Origin of the sequence: Ruegeria sp. HKCCA0370 (genome assembly GCF_013033705.1) — a bacterium.
Classification (GTDB): Bacteria; Pseudomonadota; Alphaproteobacteria; order Rhodobacterales; family Rhodobacteraceae; genus Ruegeria.
The window spans coordinates 55,609-68,383 of record NZ_WQEP01000001.1 but is presented as its reverse complement, the minus strand read 5'-3'; the positions used below and the strand labels follow the sequence as shown (position 1 = coordinate 68,383).

Below are 12,775 nucleotides of genomic sequence, written 5' to 3'. Positions count from 1 at the left end.
AAAGTCAAGTCAGTCAGGCAACGTCGCTGAGAACCCGCGCCAGCTCGAACAGGCGGCGACGCTGGTTTTCCGGAATCGCATAGTAAGAGCGCACCAGATCCAAAGCCTCTTTGTCACCCATCAGGTCGGCAGGGACGGATTTCTTATCCGCATCGCCTTTCTGGGCTTCTTCCAGACCTTCGAAGAAAAAGCTGACCGGAACATCCAGCGCCTCGGCGATGTCCCACAGGCGGGATGCGCTGATTCGGTTGGCACCGGTCTCATATTTCTGGATTTGCTGAAACTTGATACCAACTTGCTGCGCCAACTGCTGCTGGGTCATCCCAATCAGCCAGCGGCGATGCCGAACGCGCTTGCCCACATGGACATCGACGTGATGAGTCATTGGTATTCTCCTATACTACACAAACATCTGCACGGGATTTTGCGACGTCCGATATCGCAGTTTTAGAGAGCTCCCCTTAACCGCTCCCTAATACGGACTGTACCGCCCCCCGTTTACAGCACTGATTGTTTATAATGCCGGTTTTGAGATTTTTTTCAAGCTGGTTGAGTCGAATGCCCCTGACAGGGATTTGTGGTTGTATTACCCAAAGCCTTTACAGAACCGTATTCCTGCAACTGAATCCTCCTTCAAAATCGGGGGCCTTTTGCACCCGCGCAGCAAACGGATTGACTTTTCTGACGGCACACGCGCCTATGTCGGAAACTCTTGAGGAACAATATGCGGGCCTATTGCATTCCATCCGACGGGGCGTCTGCCCAGCTTTGTGACGTGAAAATACCCGAGCCGGGCGAAGGCCAGGTGCGGGTCGCGATAAAAGCTTGCGGCCTGAATTTCGCCGATCTGCTGATGCAGACGGGGGCGTATCAGGACACGCCACCTGCCCCATTCACCCTGGGCATGGAGATCGCCGGTATCGTGGAGACAGTCGGGCCCGGCGTTTCAACGCTCAGCCCAGGCGACCGGATCGCAGTCTATTCCGGTCAGGGTGGGTTGGCCGAGTACGGTGTATTCGACGCGGATCGTGCGATCGTGCTGCCGGACGACACCGGATTCGAAGACGCCGCCGCCATCCAGATCGCTTATGCCACCAGTCACATGGCCCTGGATCATAGGGCACGCCTGCAACCGGGTGAAACCCTTCTGGTCACCGGCGCAGCGGGAGGTGTCGGCCTGACTGCCGTCGAAATCGGCAAACTCATGGGCGCCACGGTCATCGCGCAGGCGCGCGGCGAGAACAAGCTTGCCGTTGCCCGTGCCGCTGGTGCCGATCATCTGATCGATGCTTCCGAAGACCTGCGCGAGCGGGTCAAATCGCTGGGTGGCGCGGATGTCGTCTATGACGTCATCGGCGGGGATGTGTTCAAGGCGGCATTCAGGGCCACCAATCCCGAAGGGCGTTTGCTGCCCATCGGCTTCGCCGGGGGCGACATCCCGCAGATTCCGGCCAATCATCTGCTGGTCAAAAACCTGACCGTGATCGGGGTGTATATCGGCGGCTATCTGAAATTCCGCCCCGAAGCTGTGCGCAACAGTTTCGACACCCTGTTCAAGTGGCATTCAGAGGGCAGGATAAAACCGCACATCAGTCACGTCCTGCCCCTTGAAGATGTCGCGCATGCAATGCAGTTGCTGAAAGAGCGAAAATCCACGGGCAAGATCGTGATCACGCCTTGATCGCGATCATCCAACCACGGCCCGCAACTGGGTACCGCCCAGCAATCTGAAGTTCTGACGCACCAACTGTGCCAGAGCTTCGACAACCGCATCCCGGCCCTGCTCGCCACCGTAGAGGTTGATCATATGCGCAGGTAAATCCGGCAGGGCCCCACCCGAGTCGATCTGTTCAAGATGTGCGGCCTCGGTTCCGTCCAGCATTGCGTGAACCGCAAGATCAGCACTGACCGTGGCTTCTATGGTACGGTCGTTTTCGGTTTCCACGGACAGCTCCCACGGTATTCCGGCCGCATCCAGCGCCGATATGACCTGCGGTCTGAACAAGCAGCGCCGCCCCAGCGCCAGAGGCAACGGACGCTTGCGCCATGCGGACCCGCCCGGCGCGCCGATCCAGCGCAACGGCAGCTCTGCGATGGTCTCTGCGCCAGCGGCCGAAGACGGTTCGGTCGTCAGGATCACATCACATTCGCCCCGCTTGTACATGTCTTTCAATTGCAGTGAATAGGACGACACCAACTGCACCCTGACGCGGGGAAAATCGGCGTTGAACCGTTGCAGGACCCGGGGAATCGCGGGGTAGACGATGTCATGGGGAACGCCCAGAACCACTTCGCCCTCAAAGGCCTGATCGGTGAGTTTTGAGATTACCTCGTCATTCAGGGCAATCATGCGGCGCGCGTAGGCCAGCAGCTGCTCACCGGATGCGGTCAGGGCAATTGTCCTGCCGCTTCGGTCCAGCAACTCCAGGCCCAGCAGCTCCTCCAGCCGCTTCAGCTGCATGGACACCGCAGACTGCGTCAGGTGCAGAAATCCGGCGGCGCGGGTTACACCGCCCTGATCCGCCACCGCCACGAAAGACCGCAGGGTTGTAATGTCCAGATTTCGCATCTTCACGATTCCTTATGCGTTCCATCAAAAATATTCGTTTTTAAAATGTGTCACACTCACCCATATCAATCAAGGAAATTGATATCAGCCAGTAAAACCATCGAGAATACAGAAAGGACAAGTTATGACGCAACTCGCAATCCATAATCCTTGCAAACCGGCCAAACGTTCCTTGGTGTCCCTGATCTCTCAAGCGTTCGAACTGTCTAGACAGCGGCGAAATCTGGCACAACTGGATGCTGCCGTGCTGGACGATATCGGAGTCACCCGCGAGGAAGCATCCGCAGAAGCAAAACGCTTCTTCTGGGACGCACCTCAATTCTGGAAAAGGTGACTGTGACTCTCATATTTTTATGGCGATGGGCGACTTTGAGTCGCCTGTTGGCATTTTTGTTGCGTGTTTTAGTCGGTTTTCGCCCGGAATCTCTTGAAACACAGCCCCTTGTTGCCGATATTTAGATGGAAAACCGCCCCGCTCTGCCGGGGCGCTCTAACTTGACGACTAGGGAGACCCTTTGATGGCACAATTCGACACGATCCGGACGGCATCCGGCGCGCGCGCCGCCGAGATTGATCAGGGCCTGCGCGCCCACATGAACAAAGTCTACGGCACGATGTCCGTCGGCATGCTGATCACGGCACTGGCGGCATGGGCTATTGCCGGTCTGGCAGTAACCAGCGATCCAAGCAACGCGGTTGCTCAGATCGGCGCTGACCGCTATCTGACGAGCTTGGGCGGCGCGCTGTTCCTGTCGCCGCTGAAATGGGTGGTAATGTTCGCTCCGCTGGCCTTCATCTTGTTTGGATGGGGTGCCCTGATGCGCCGTGGCTCAGCCGCGACAGTTCAGCTTGGCTTCTTCGTCTTTGCCGCCGTGATGGGCATCTCGATGAGCTCGATCTTTCTGGTCTTCACGCCCTACTCGATTACCCAGACCTTCCTGGTGACGTCGATCGCCTTTGCTGGCCTCAGCCTGTATGGCTACACCACAAAGCGGAACCTCAGCGGAATGGGCACTTTCCTGATGATGGGTGTGATCGGTCTGCTGGTTGCGATGATCATCAACCTGTTCCTGCAATCCGGCGTGATGATGCTGGCCATCTCGGCCATCGGCATCCTGATCTTTGCCGGTCTGACCGCGTTCTATACGCAGGACATCAAGAACACTTACGTCGCCCACGCTGCACATGGCGATCAGGAATGGCTGGACAAAGCCGCCTTCGACGGCGCGCTGAGCCTGTATATCTCGTTCCTGAACATGTTCCAGTTCCTGCTGATGTTCATGGGTCAGCAAGAATAGGCCTTGCCGACAACCGAATTGGTTCAGGGCCGGTCCACGACCGGCCCTTTTCTTTTGCGCGACGGATTTCTTTTGCCCGGAAATGAAAAACCCCGCCGTCGAGGCGGGGCTTTGAGATACTGGAACGTAATCGGGTTCAGCTACAGTTCAGCGGGATGGCAAAGCCGGAACTTTTCTCGGAGGTTCCTTTGCGGAATACACCGCCAGCTGGCAGACAGCCGGTAAAACGCTCTGTTTCTTCCGCAAAGCCTACACCGATCGAATTGTCGACCTTCACACTGTTCGAACTCGTGCGCAGCACACCAAACAAGGTGCCGTTGACACTGACAGTGCTGAGGAACAAGTTTGTGTCGCTTCCTTGCAGTTGAACAGCCGTGTTTGGCGTCTGCCCGCCATTGTCTATTGCAACCGAAGCCACCTTGGACGGCTCAACCTCATCACTCAAAAGCGTGACTGTCCGCAGTTCCGCCAACTCTGCCGGAACGTTGGTCGCGTCTGGCAGAAAGGCGACGGCACCGGGTACGTCCGAAATCGTGCGCGGTTCGCCATCGATTCCAGTAAACCCGACACCTTCGCGGTTAAACGGGTCTTCACAGGCCGCTAGGGTCAGAACGGCAATTGTGGATAACAAGATTTTTTTCATGGCGGTCAACATTTTGTGGCGGTTTGCTGAAGCGTACTTGCAGGTTCCCACAAAAAGCAAGCCGCAGGGGATGCGATTGTCCCAAACGCTGATGCGCCACTGCAACGGACTGCCGCAGCTTGCCATCCGCTGAAATCAGGAAACCGGAACTGAAAAAGGGCTCTGTGCAACAGAGCCCTTTTCCGGAATTTCCATATGGAATGGCAGATTACTTGATCTTGCCTTCCTTGTACTCGACATGCTTGCGAACGACCGGGTCGTATTTACGAATGGTCATTTTCTCAGTCATGGTGCGCGCGTTCTTCTTGGTCACATAGAAGTGGCCCGTGCCCGCGGTCGAGTTCAGACGGATCTTGATTGTCGTCGGCTTCGCCATGGTTATCTCCTGCGTCCGAAAAGGCAGGGGCCTTTCGGTTGAATTCCTATGAGCGTGCGCTTTTACGCGCTGCACCGCCTATGTCAAGGCCAATCGGATCATACAGGCACAGGAATCTGGTGCAGGTTCAACTAGGCAGGGTTGGCGCGCCCATATACGTGTGAATCTGGTCTCTTTCCGCGTCGGAAAGACCCAGAGCGGTGGACAATTGCCGCAGGTAAGATGCCTCGCGCACGTTGTCCAGACGGATCGCAGCCAGGGAAGTTGCATAGATCTGCGTCTTGAGCGGCGCACCAGAATCAGCCGCCAATCCCATGACGTCAATCGGTGCGTTCAGCTGCTCTTGCACGAATGCGCGCTCTTCCTCGCTGACATCATCGCCCAATTCACCCAGGATGATTTCCTTTTCCTGTTCGTCCAGTTCACCATCTGCCTTGGCAGCCTGAATCATTGCGCGCAGCATGAGTTTTGCCTGCACTTCCATCGCTGCACCCGCGGGCGTGCCGCCGAACACGGTTTCCATCATGTCACCTGTGTGTTGATTGGCAGTTTTGGCGGCCCCTTGCATGGCGTTCAACAACCCACCCAAACCAGCGGCTCCGGCTGTGCTGCCGCCAACCCCCATCTTGCTCATCATGTCCTGCAAGCCTGACGCGCCACCGGGCAGGCCAAATTGTTCTGCCATTTTGCCCAGCTGATCCGCGCCAAAACCACCGCCGGCGCCTTGCATCATGTCTTGCAGCCCAGCCATGCCGCCCATCTTCTGATATTTTTCCATACCCTTGGCCGCAGCAAAACCAATGGCCACGGACGCCAGTGTTTTCATAAAGCTCATAATCAACCTCCCATATCTTCAAATTGGTTCCGAAAGTCTAACAGCCGAATGCAATCCCGAATACCGTGCTCAACCTGAACGCGACCGGCCCATAGCCCGGCACATGATAAAGCCCAAAGAAGGCATGTAATTTGCGGTCTTGTTTGTACATATCACGGATTCGTGATAGGTTCGCCCATCCAAGAAGCCGAATTCAGGCTCGAAGGCCGAGGCAGCGTGAATGGGTTCAACCCGCAACGAGCAGAGTTGTTTTATGCGACTTTTCTTGGGGGGCTATCATGACAGAATGGGCTATTCAGGCCGAAGAACTGGCCAATTGCAATTGCAACTTTGGTTGCCCGTGTCAGTTCAGCGTACTTCCGTCACACGGCAATTGCGAGGCGGTTGTGGTCTTTGACATTCAAAGCGGTCACTACGGTGACACTGATCTGGGCGGTCTTCGGGCGGCAGGTGTCTATCATTGGCCGGGACCAATTCATGAAGGTAACGGTCAGATGCAGCTGATCATTGATGAAAGCGCAACAGCTGAACAGCGTGCCGCGTTGCAAGCGATCATGACCGGTCAGGATACGGATGAAATGGCCACGTTCTGGTATGTCTTCAGCGCCATGGCGCCTTTGAAACATGAAACGCTGTTTGTTCCGATTGAACTGGACTGGAACCGTGACGAGCGCAGCGGATACGCCAAGGTTGCCGGAGTTTTCGATGTTGAGGTCAATCCGATCCCTCATATCGTATCGGGCGCACCTCACCGCGCGTCGATACAGTTGCCGAACGGCTTTGAATACCGCCATGCCGAAGCGGCATCAGGCAGTGCGACAACGACGGGTGGTCAGATCCGGCTGACCTTTGACGCAACCCATGCTCATCTGGCGCATCTGAACATCTCGGGCCATGGCGTCTTGGGCGCATAAGCAGAGAACACCCATGACCAAGCAGAACGCATCGCCCCGGGGCGGGACGGTTGAGTGGTTGCTGAGACAGGACAGCGCGATTGTTCTGGGAAGCGTTCTTCTGATCATCCTCGGTGCAACCTGGTACACGATAGCTGGCGTCGGGATGAACATGTCCGCGGTCGAGATGACCCGGATGGCCGGCCCTGTCGGAGATCCCATGCAAATGGGCCCGGCAGCAGCGTGGAGCGCAAGCTATGCCTTGCTGATTTTTCTGATGTGGTGGGTCATGATGATCGCCATGATGACCCCAAGCGCTGCGCCTGCCGTTCTTCTGTTCATCGCGGTCAAGCGGACAGGGCCTGAAAAGCACCGGACGGTTGCGTTCAGCCTGTGGTTTTTATCCGGCTATCTGGTGGCCTGGGGGGCGTTCAGCCTGATTGCAACCGCATTGCAATGGGGGTTGGAACAAATCGGGTTGTCCGACGGGCCGATGATGACGATCAGTTCGGGTGTCTTCGCAGGCAGCGTTCTGCTGGCGGCTGGCGCCTATCAGTTTTCAGCTTTGAAAAACGCATGCCTGCGCCACTGTCAGAGCCCCGCACGTTTCCTGGCCGATCACAACCGACCCGGAACATTCGGTGCTTTCCGCACCGGTATCCTGCACGGCACGTATTGTCTGGGATGCTGCTGGGCACTGATGCTGCTGCTTTTCGTCGGAGGGATCATGAACCTCTACTGGATTGTCGGAATTGCCGCCTATGTCGCGCTGGAAAAACTTTTGCCCGGGGCCCGGTGGCTTGTGCCGGTAACAGGTTTTGCGCTGATCGGCGCTGGCCTCTGGTTCATCACGGCACCGTTGTTTTCCGGCACCTGATTTTGAACGGCCCCGGGGTCGGCTGACTTGAAGACCCAAAAACGATTTGACGCAACAGGAGGTATCAATGCCCATTTTCATTACTTACGCATCTTACTCGCAAGCCGGTGTCAAAGGCATGTTGCAAAAGCCCGAGAACCGCACCGGTCCGGTGAAGGCTCTGCTGGAAAAAGTAGGCGGCAGGCTGCTGTCCTTCTACATGACAACCGGCAGCAACGACGTGGTTGTGATCAGCGAAGCCCCAGATGGGACAGACGCCGTGGCCGTTGGCATGGCTGTCGCCGCGTCGGGTGCAGTGACGAACATCGAAACCGTCCGCGCCTGGACCGCAGACGAGTTCACGTCGATAACAGAGAAAGCGGCGGCGCTGACCGATTCCTACACGCCGCCCGGAGGATAGGCGAATACGCGCGGAGGGCCTGTAAGCCGGATCTTGTTCCGGGGTTACCCCCTTCGATGACCATTCCTCTAGGCCGTGCATTGCTGCGCGGCTCAAGCTGCCAACCCGGTCCCTCTCGGCCAAGACGTGCCTAGCGGCGGTATCGGCTTGCGCCGACCGGCCCGCGCCGGGACCCTATTTGGCATTGCTCCCGGTGGGGCTTGCCGTGCCGCCCCTGTTGCCAGGGGCGCGGTGGGCTCTTACCCCACCGTTTCACCCTTACCCTGAACCAAAGTTCCGGGCGGTCTGATTTCTGTGGCGCTTTCCGTCGGGTTACCCCGCCCGGGCGTTACCCGGCACCGTTGTCTTGTGGAGTCCGGACTTTCCTCTCGGGCCTTGCGACCCCAGCGGCCATCCGGCCCTCCGCGCGTGGGTTGGGTAGGCTCTGCGGTCGGCGGCGTCAAGGGTGGATGGTTCAGAGAAGGGGCCAGCCCCTTCTTGGCCTGCGGCCAATTCAACCCCGGGATATTTTCAGCCAGATGAAGGGCGGATCAGGAGTGCGGGATCAACGGTGCAAGGTCGGCTTGCTGCAAAGGCCCCCTGCCCCATGGGCGGTATCGAAGGCGGACGGCATGCAACAGCGTATCATCGTCTACATCAGCGCTGAAACCGGCAGCCTGAGCCAGATTTCGGAACTGGCCCTTTGATGCAGTTTGCGGACCAGCGGCATATCCGCGGGGCGTGGCCAGCAAGTTGCGCTCGAGCCGCAACCAGTCAAATCGCGGACCGGGGTCAAATTTGCGCCCAGGCGCCATGTCCGAATGGCCGATAACACCGTTTGGCAAGATGGCCCAACGGTGCATTATCTGGCGCAACAGCTGTTCCAGCCGATGCATCTGGGGTTCGGGGAACGGATGCTTGCCGGCGTTGTCCAGCTCGATGCCTATGGAACGAGAGTTGATGTCGGTCTGACCGTGCCATTCTCCGGCACCCGCGTGCCAAGCCCGGTCTTCTTCGCGCACCATCTGCCACAGCGTGCCATCATTGCCGATCAGGTAATGGGCCGAGACTTCGGCCTTTGGGTCGCACAGACGATCCAAAGCCGCCTGCGCGCTGTCCATCGCCGTGTAATGGATCACGATCAAGGATGGTGTCAGACCATCTCGGCGCTCACCAAAATTGGGTGACGGATGCCAGATCGGGTTCAGGGGGTCAGTTGCTGACGGCACTGCGGAACGGGCTCGGGTCCCAGCCACACGCATAGCCATCCCCATCCGGGTCCAGACCTTTGCGGTCGCGCTGGGGGCCGCCATTGGACAGAAACTCGATCTGAGCCTGATCAGGGGATGGGAATTGCGCGCAGTTCCTCTGAGCCTTGGCCTGAAGGTTGAAACCGGACCGGCTGTAAAGTTGCACACCTACCGGATTGGACGTGCTCAGCGCGTATTGCACAATGTTTGTCTGGCCGCTCGCCGTGCGCTCGGGCACTGCCGTCGGGGCCACGAGTTCATACGTCTGGCGGTTCTGCTCGATCCGGGCGGCGTCGGATTCGATGCTACGGCGTTCGGACACGACGGCAAAATCCTGTTCATCCGAAATCGCGCCAGTGTTCGCCACGGGAACCGCCGTAACCGCGGCTGAGTTTTGGCCAGATGTGCTGGCCAATGCCGCCGCGGCCTGGTTGGCGATATCCGCGTTTTCACCCGTGGCAACAGGCGCCGTACCCGGGGCGCCCAGCGGTTGTTGTGAAACTTCGACCGGGGCCAGCAGAGGGTTGCCGGCCACGCCCTGACCTGCCAATTGAGCCTCGCGCTGGGCCTGGTATTCAGGCGTGTTGAAACCCGTGCTGGTCAGCGGCGCGACATCCGTGCACGCAGCTGCCAGTGCAAGAGCGGGGACCAAAAGCAAAACGCGCATTGTTTGGCTCCGTGTCTAGTGCTTCAGTTGCCCGAGGCTTACCACCATTTCCCGGGCTTGGCCACAAAACCGGCCGCGTTTTCCAGCGCATAGGCGGTATTGAGCAGGTCGCCTTCTTCCCAAGGACGCCCGATCAGTTGCAATCCCAGCGGAAGGCCTTGTGTGTCCAGCCCTGCGGGGACCGAGATACCGGGCAAACCGGCCAGGTTCACGGTCACTGTAAAGACGTCGTTCAAATACATTTGAACTGGATCTGCTTCGGTCATTTCGCCCAGACCGAAGGCTGCCGATGGGGTTGCCGGGGTCAGGATGGCGTCGACCCCGGCCGCGAACACGTCTTCGAAGTCTTTCTTGATCAGCGTGCGCACCTTGCGGGCACGGTTGTAGTAGGCGTCGTAGAAACCAGCCGACAACACGTATGTACCGACCATGACCCGGCGCTGCACTTCGTGACCAAAGCCCTCGGCGCGGGTCTTTTCATACATCTCGGTGATGCCATCCCCCTGCGCCAACTGCGCACGATGCCCATAGCGGACACCGTCATAGCGGGCGAGGTTCGAAGACGCCTCGGCCGGGGCGATCACATAGTAGGCAGGCAGCGCATACTTGGTGTGCGGCAGCGAGATATCGACGATCTCGGCCCCCGCATCCTTCAGCATCGCGGCACCGTCGGCCCAGAGCTTTTCGATCTCGGCGGGCATGCCGTCCATGCGGTATTCCTTGGGGATACCGATCTTCTTGCCCTTGATGTCTCCGGTCAGCATCGCTTCGAAATTCGGGACGGCCAGGTCCGCACTGGTCGAATCCTTGGCGTCATGACCGCACATGGTTTCCAGCATGATCGCGGCGTCGCGGACGTTCTTGGTCATCGGCCCGGCCTGATCCAGCGAGGATGCAAAGGCAACAATGCCCCAACGAGAGCAGCGACCATAAGTCGGCTTGATGCCGGTGATGCCGACAAAAGCCGCGGGCTGGCGGATGGAACCGCCGGTATCGGTGCCCGTTGCCGCAAGGCACAGATCGGCAGCAACGGCCGCTGCCGACCCGCCGGACGAGCCACCCGGCGTCAGCTGCGTATCATCGTTGCCACGACGCCAAGGGCTGACGGCATTGCCATAGACCGATGTTTCGTTGGACGAGCCCATGGCGAATTCGTCCATGTTCAGCTTGCCCAGCATGACGGCGCCTGCGTCAGCCAGTTGCTGTGACACGGTGGATTCGTATTCCGGCTTGAATCCTTCAAGAATGCCCGACGCGGCTTGTGACGGCACGCCCTTGGTGCAGAACAGGTCCTTGATGCCGATCGGCAGGCCACACATTGACGGAGCGTCCCCACCCTTGATCCGTTCATCCGCGGCCTTGGCGCGCTCCATCGCGATCTCGGGCGTCTTGTGGACGAATGCGTTCAGCGCATCTGCTTCATCAATGGCTTTCAAGCAGGCTTCTGTCAGCTCAACAGAGGTGACGTCGCCGGCTCGCAACGCGTCGCGGGCCTCGGCCAGGCCCAATTTGTTCAGATCGCTCATGTCTTACTCCACCACTTTGGGGACTGCGAAGAACCCTTCGCGGGCGTCGGGGGCGTTGGCCAGAATCTTGTTCTGCTGATTGCCATCGGTGACTTCGTCCTGACGACGCTTGAGGCGCATGGGTGTGACCGAAACCATCGGCTCGACACCTTCCACATCCACTTCGTTCAGCTGTTCGATGAACCCAAGGATGGTGTTGAACTCGGATGCCAGCGCCGGCAGCGCGTCATCCTCGACCTTGATCCGGGCCAGTTTGGCCACTTTGGCGGCGGTGCTTTGGTCAATCGACATCGGCTTCCCTCATCTACGTTAGGGGGCGTTTACCCGTCTGTAGCGGCAGTCGCAAGACCGGGGTGCCTTGGGCAGGTCCGAGTTTGGAACTCCCCCCTCTTCTGAGGCCATTCAAAACTGAATGACTGGTATGCAAAAAAGTAAACCGAATAGTTCATTATCGATCTTGAAAACTAAACTGTACTGTTCATTTTATTTATGCGACATAACGCAAACCGGAGAAAAAACATGAAACCCCTGATAACAGCCGCAGTCTTGTCCGCCACGATTTTGGCCGCACCGGCCATGGCTTTGGGTATCGACACAAGCAACCTGACACGCACGTTGACCTTCCCGTCCCCTATCACGGAACCGGTCACGCAGGATCAGGTTAAACCTGCCAAATAACGCGCAGGTCCTGGCCGGGTCAGATATCCCCTCTCTGACCCGGCTGTTTTTCATTTTCGAGGATGCACATCCCAGAGCAAGCCGTTAGCATAACGTCGAATACAGAACAGAACTGCGCCGAGGTTTCGTAGTTCAGGCAAGCCAGTGGAGCAGATGATGAGCGCGCAAAAACAAGCGGTTCTGGACGCAATCGACGCAGCCAATGCAAATGACCCCAACCAAGATGAGGGCCGCCCCGCGGCGCTGTTGTATGGCGAACGCATGAGTGCCGAGCTGGGCCGCCTGTTTCCGGACGCTTCCGACGCCCTTCAAATCGCCGCGCGCGGGCAGCATGTGGAACGTTGGAAACTTGCCCGCAGTGAATATCCCGAAGGCCGGGTTGGATACCTGTCATGGCGCAAGGCGCAGGGCGAACACCATGCCGACGTGGTCATGGGGTTGATGACCCGCGAAGGTTACGATTCACAACAGGTCGAGGCCGCAGGGCGCATGTTGCGCAAACAGGGCATCAAGCGGGACGCGGAAGTGCAGGCGTTGGAAGACGTGATCTGCTTTGTGTTTCTGAAATGGTATTTCCAGCCCTTTGCCGCAAAACACTCGGCCGAGAAAATCCAGAGCATCGTTGAAAAAACAGCCCGCAAGATGTCGCCCGAAGGCCGCGCTCGGGTGTTGAACGAATTTGATCTGCCCGACCATCTGGCCGCAGCCTTTCAGAACTAGGAGCGGACCAGGGCGGTTTCGTTGACCTACTCGTCACGAGGCTCGGAGGACACAAGCGATCCTC

The 12,775-nt window shown here is 58.2% G+C and carries 18 protein-coding genes and 1 other RNA gene; 9 read left to right on the top strand and 10 right to left on the bottom strand.

Features of this window, described 5'->3' with window-relative positions; genetic code table 11:
* Positions 1-13 precede the first annotated feature (13 nt).
* Positions 14-385 (bottom strand): helix-turn-helix domain-containing protein, encoded by a 372-nt coding sequence (locus GOW31_RS00360; protein WP_152458749.1) that lies wholly within the window; start codon positions 383-385, stop codon positions 14-16.
* A 339-nt stretch (positions 386-724) separates the two neighbouring features.
* On the opposite strand from GOW31_RS00360, the gene GOW31_RS00355 reads away from it, so the two are divergent.
* Entirely contained in the window at positions 725-1,681 is a 957-nt protein-coding gene (locus GOW31_RS00355) for an NADPH:quinone oxidoreductase family protein (RefSeq protein WP_152458750.1), read from the top strand.
* A gap of 6 nt (positions 1,682-1,687) precedes the next feature.
* Here the strand turns inward: GOW31_RS00355 and GOW31_RS00350 are convergent, their stop codons facing one another.
* Positions 1,688-2,569, bottom strand: a complete 882-nt coding sequence (locus tag GOW31_RS00350) for a LysR family transcriptional regulator (protein ID WP_171114768.1) — start codon at positions 2,567-2,569, stop codon at positions 1,688-1,690.
* Positions 2,570-2,744: 175 nt separating this feature from the next.
* Between GOW31_RS00350 and GOW31_RS00345 the strand changes: the two genes are divergently transcribed.
* A complete protein-coding gene (locus tag GOW31_RS00345) occupies positions 2,745-2,903 on the top strand; it encodes a DUF1127 domain-containing protein (protein ID WP_254443802.1) in 159 nt (52 codons plus the stop codon).
* A 184-nt stretch (positions 2,904-3,087) separates the two neighbouring features.
* Positions 3,088-3,867, top strand: a complete 780-nt coding sequence (locus GOW31_RS00340; RefSeq protein ID WP_171114763.1) for a Bax inhibitor-1/YccA family protein — start codon at positions 3,088-3,090, stop codon at positions 3,865-3,867.
* A gap of 136 nt (positions 3,868-4,003) precedes the next feature.
* Here the strand turns inward: GOW31_RS00340 and GOW31_RS00335 are convergent, their stop codons facing one another.
* Entirely contained in the window at positions 4,004-4,510 is a 507-nt protein-coding gene (locus tag GOW31_RS00335) for a hypothetical protein (RefSeq protein WP_171167102.1), read from the bottom strand.
* Here GOW31_RS00335 and GOW31_RS22160 point away from each other — a divergent pair.
* Complete coding sequence (locus GOW31_RS22160) at positions 4,509-4,643, top strand: hypothetical protein (RefSeq protein WP_256367471.1); 135 nt, start codon at positions 4,509-4,511, stop codon at positions 4,641-4,643. The two genes, GOW31_RS00335 and GOW31_RS22160, sit on opposite strands and share 2 nt — an antisense overlap.
* Before the next feature lie 75 nt (positions 4,644-4,718).
* On the opposite strand, the gene rpmG is transcribed toward GOW31_RS22160, so the two are convergent.
* Positions 4,719-4,886, bottom strand: a complete 168-nt coding sequence (gene rpmG, locus GOW31_RS00330) for a 50S ribosomal protein L33 (protein ID WP_037309480.1) — start codon at positions 4,884-4,886, stop codon at positions 4,719-4,721.
* Between the two features lie 127 nt (positions 4,887-5,013).
* Complete coding sequence (locus GOW31_RS00325) at positions 5,014-5,721, bottom strand: DUF533 domain-containing protein (RefSeq protein ID WP_171167101.1); 708 nt, start codon at positions 5,719-5,721, stop codon at positions 5,014-5,016.
* Positions 5,722-5,999: 278 nt separating this feature from the next.
* Between GOW31_RS00325 and GOW31_RS00320 the strand changes: the two genes are divergently transcribed.
* From GOW31_RS00320 to GOW31_RS00310, 3 genes are all read left to right on the top strand, one after another.
* The gene (locus GOW31_RS00320; protein ID WP_171167099.1) at positions 6,000-6,635 is read left to right on the top strand and encodes a DUF1326 domain-containing protein; all 636 of its coding nucleotides are present in this window, start codon (positions 6,000-6,002) and stop codon (positions 6,633-6,635) included.
* Between the two features lie 13 nt (positions 6,636-6,648).
* Positions 6,649-7,491: a DUF2182 domain-containing protein gene (locus GOW31_RS00315; RefSeq protein WP_171167097.1), complete on the top strand. Its 843-nt coding sequence runs from the start codon at positions 6,649-6,651 to the stop codon at positions 7,489-7,491.
* A 67-nt stretch (positions 7,492-7,558) separates the two neighbouring features.
* Positions 7,559-7,891: a GYD domain-containing protein gene (locus GOW31_RS00310; protein WP_171167095.1), complete on the top strand. Its 333-nt coding sequence runs from the start codon at positions 7,559-7,561 to the stop codon at positions 7,889-7,891.
* A 6-nt stretch (positions 7,892-7,897) separates the two neighbouring features.
* On the opposite strand, the gene rnpB is transcribed toward GOW31_RS00310, so the two are convergent.
* From rnpB to gatC, 5 genes are all read right to left on the bottom strand, one after another.
* An RNA gene (gene rnpB, locus GOW31_RS00305) (RNase P RNA component class A) lies at positions 7,898-8,297 on the bottom strand.
* A 124-nt stretch (positions 8,298-8,421) separates the two neighbouring features.
* The gene (locus GOW31_RS00300; RefSeq protein WP_253283897.1) at positions 8,422-9,132 is read right to left on the bottom strand and encodes an N-acetylmuramoyl-L-alanine amidase; all 711 of its coding nucleotides are present in this window, start codon (positions 9,130-9,132) and stop codon (positions 8,422-8,424) included.
* Entirely contained in the window at positions 9,083-9,787 is a 705-nt protein-coding gene (locus GOW31_RS00295; protein ID WP_171167093.1) for a hypothetical protein, read from the bottom strand. Before GOW31_RS00295 ends, GOW31_RS00300 begins: the two co-directional genes overlap by 50 nt.
* A 38-nt stretch (positions 9,788-9,825) precedes the next feature.
* The gene (gene gatA / locus GOW31_RS00290; RefSeq protein WP_171167091.1) at positions 9,826-11,313 is read right to left on the bottom strand and encodes an Asp-tRNA(Asn)/Glu-tRNA(Gln) amidotransferase subunit GatA; all 1,488 of its coding nucleotides are present in this window, start codon (positions 11,311-11,313) and stop codon (positions 9,826-9,828) included.
* Between the two features lie 3 nt (positions 11,314-11,316).
* The gene (gene gatC, locus GOW31_RS00285) at positions 11,317-11,604 is read right to left on the bottom strand and encodes an Asp-tRNA(Asn)/Glu-tRNA(Gln) amidotransferase subunit GatC (RefSeq protein ID WP_171114750.1); all 288 of its coding nucleotides are present in this window, start codon (positions 11,602-11,604) and stop codon (positions 11,317-11,319) included.
* A 228-nt stretch (positions 11,605-11,832) separates the two neighbouring features.
* Here gatC and GOW31_RS00280 point away from each other — a divergent pair, with 228 nt between their 5' ends.
* Complete coding sequence (locus GOW31_RS00280) at positions 11,833-11,991, top strand: hypothetical protein (protein ID WP_171167089.1); 159 nt, start codon at positions 11,833-11,835, stop codon at positions 11,989-11,991.
* Between the two features lie 156 nt (positions 11,992-12,147).
* Complete coding sequence (locus tag GOW31_RS00275) at positions 12,148-12,711, top strand: DUF4202 domain-containing protein (protein ID WP_171167087.1); 564 nt, start codon at positions 12,148-12,150, stop codon at positions 12,709-12,711.
* Positions 12,712-12,775 lie beyond the last annotated feature (64 nt).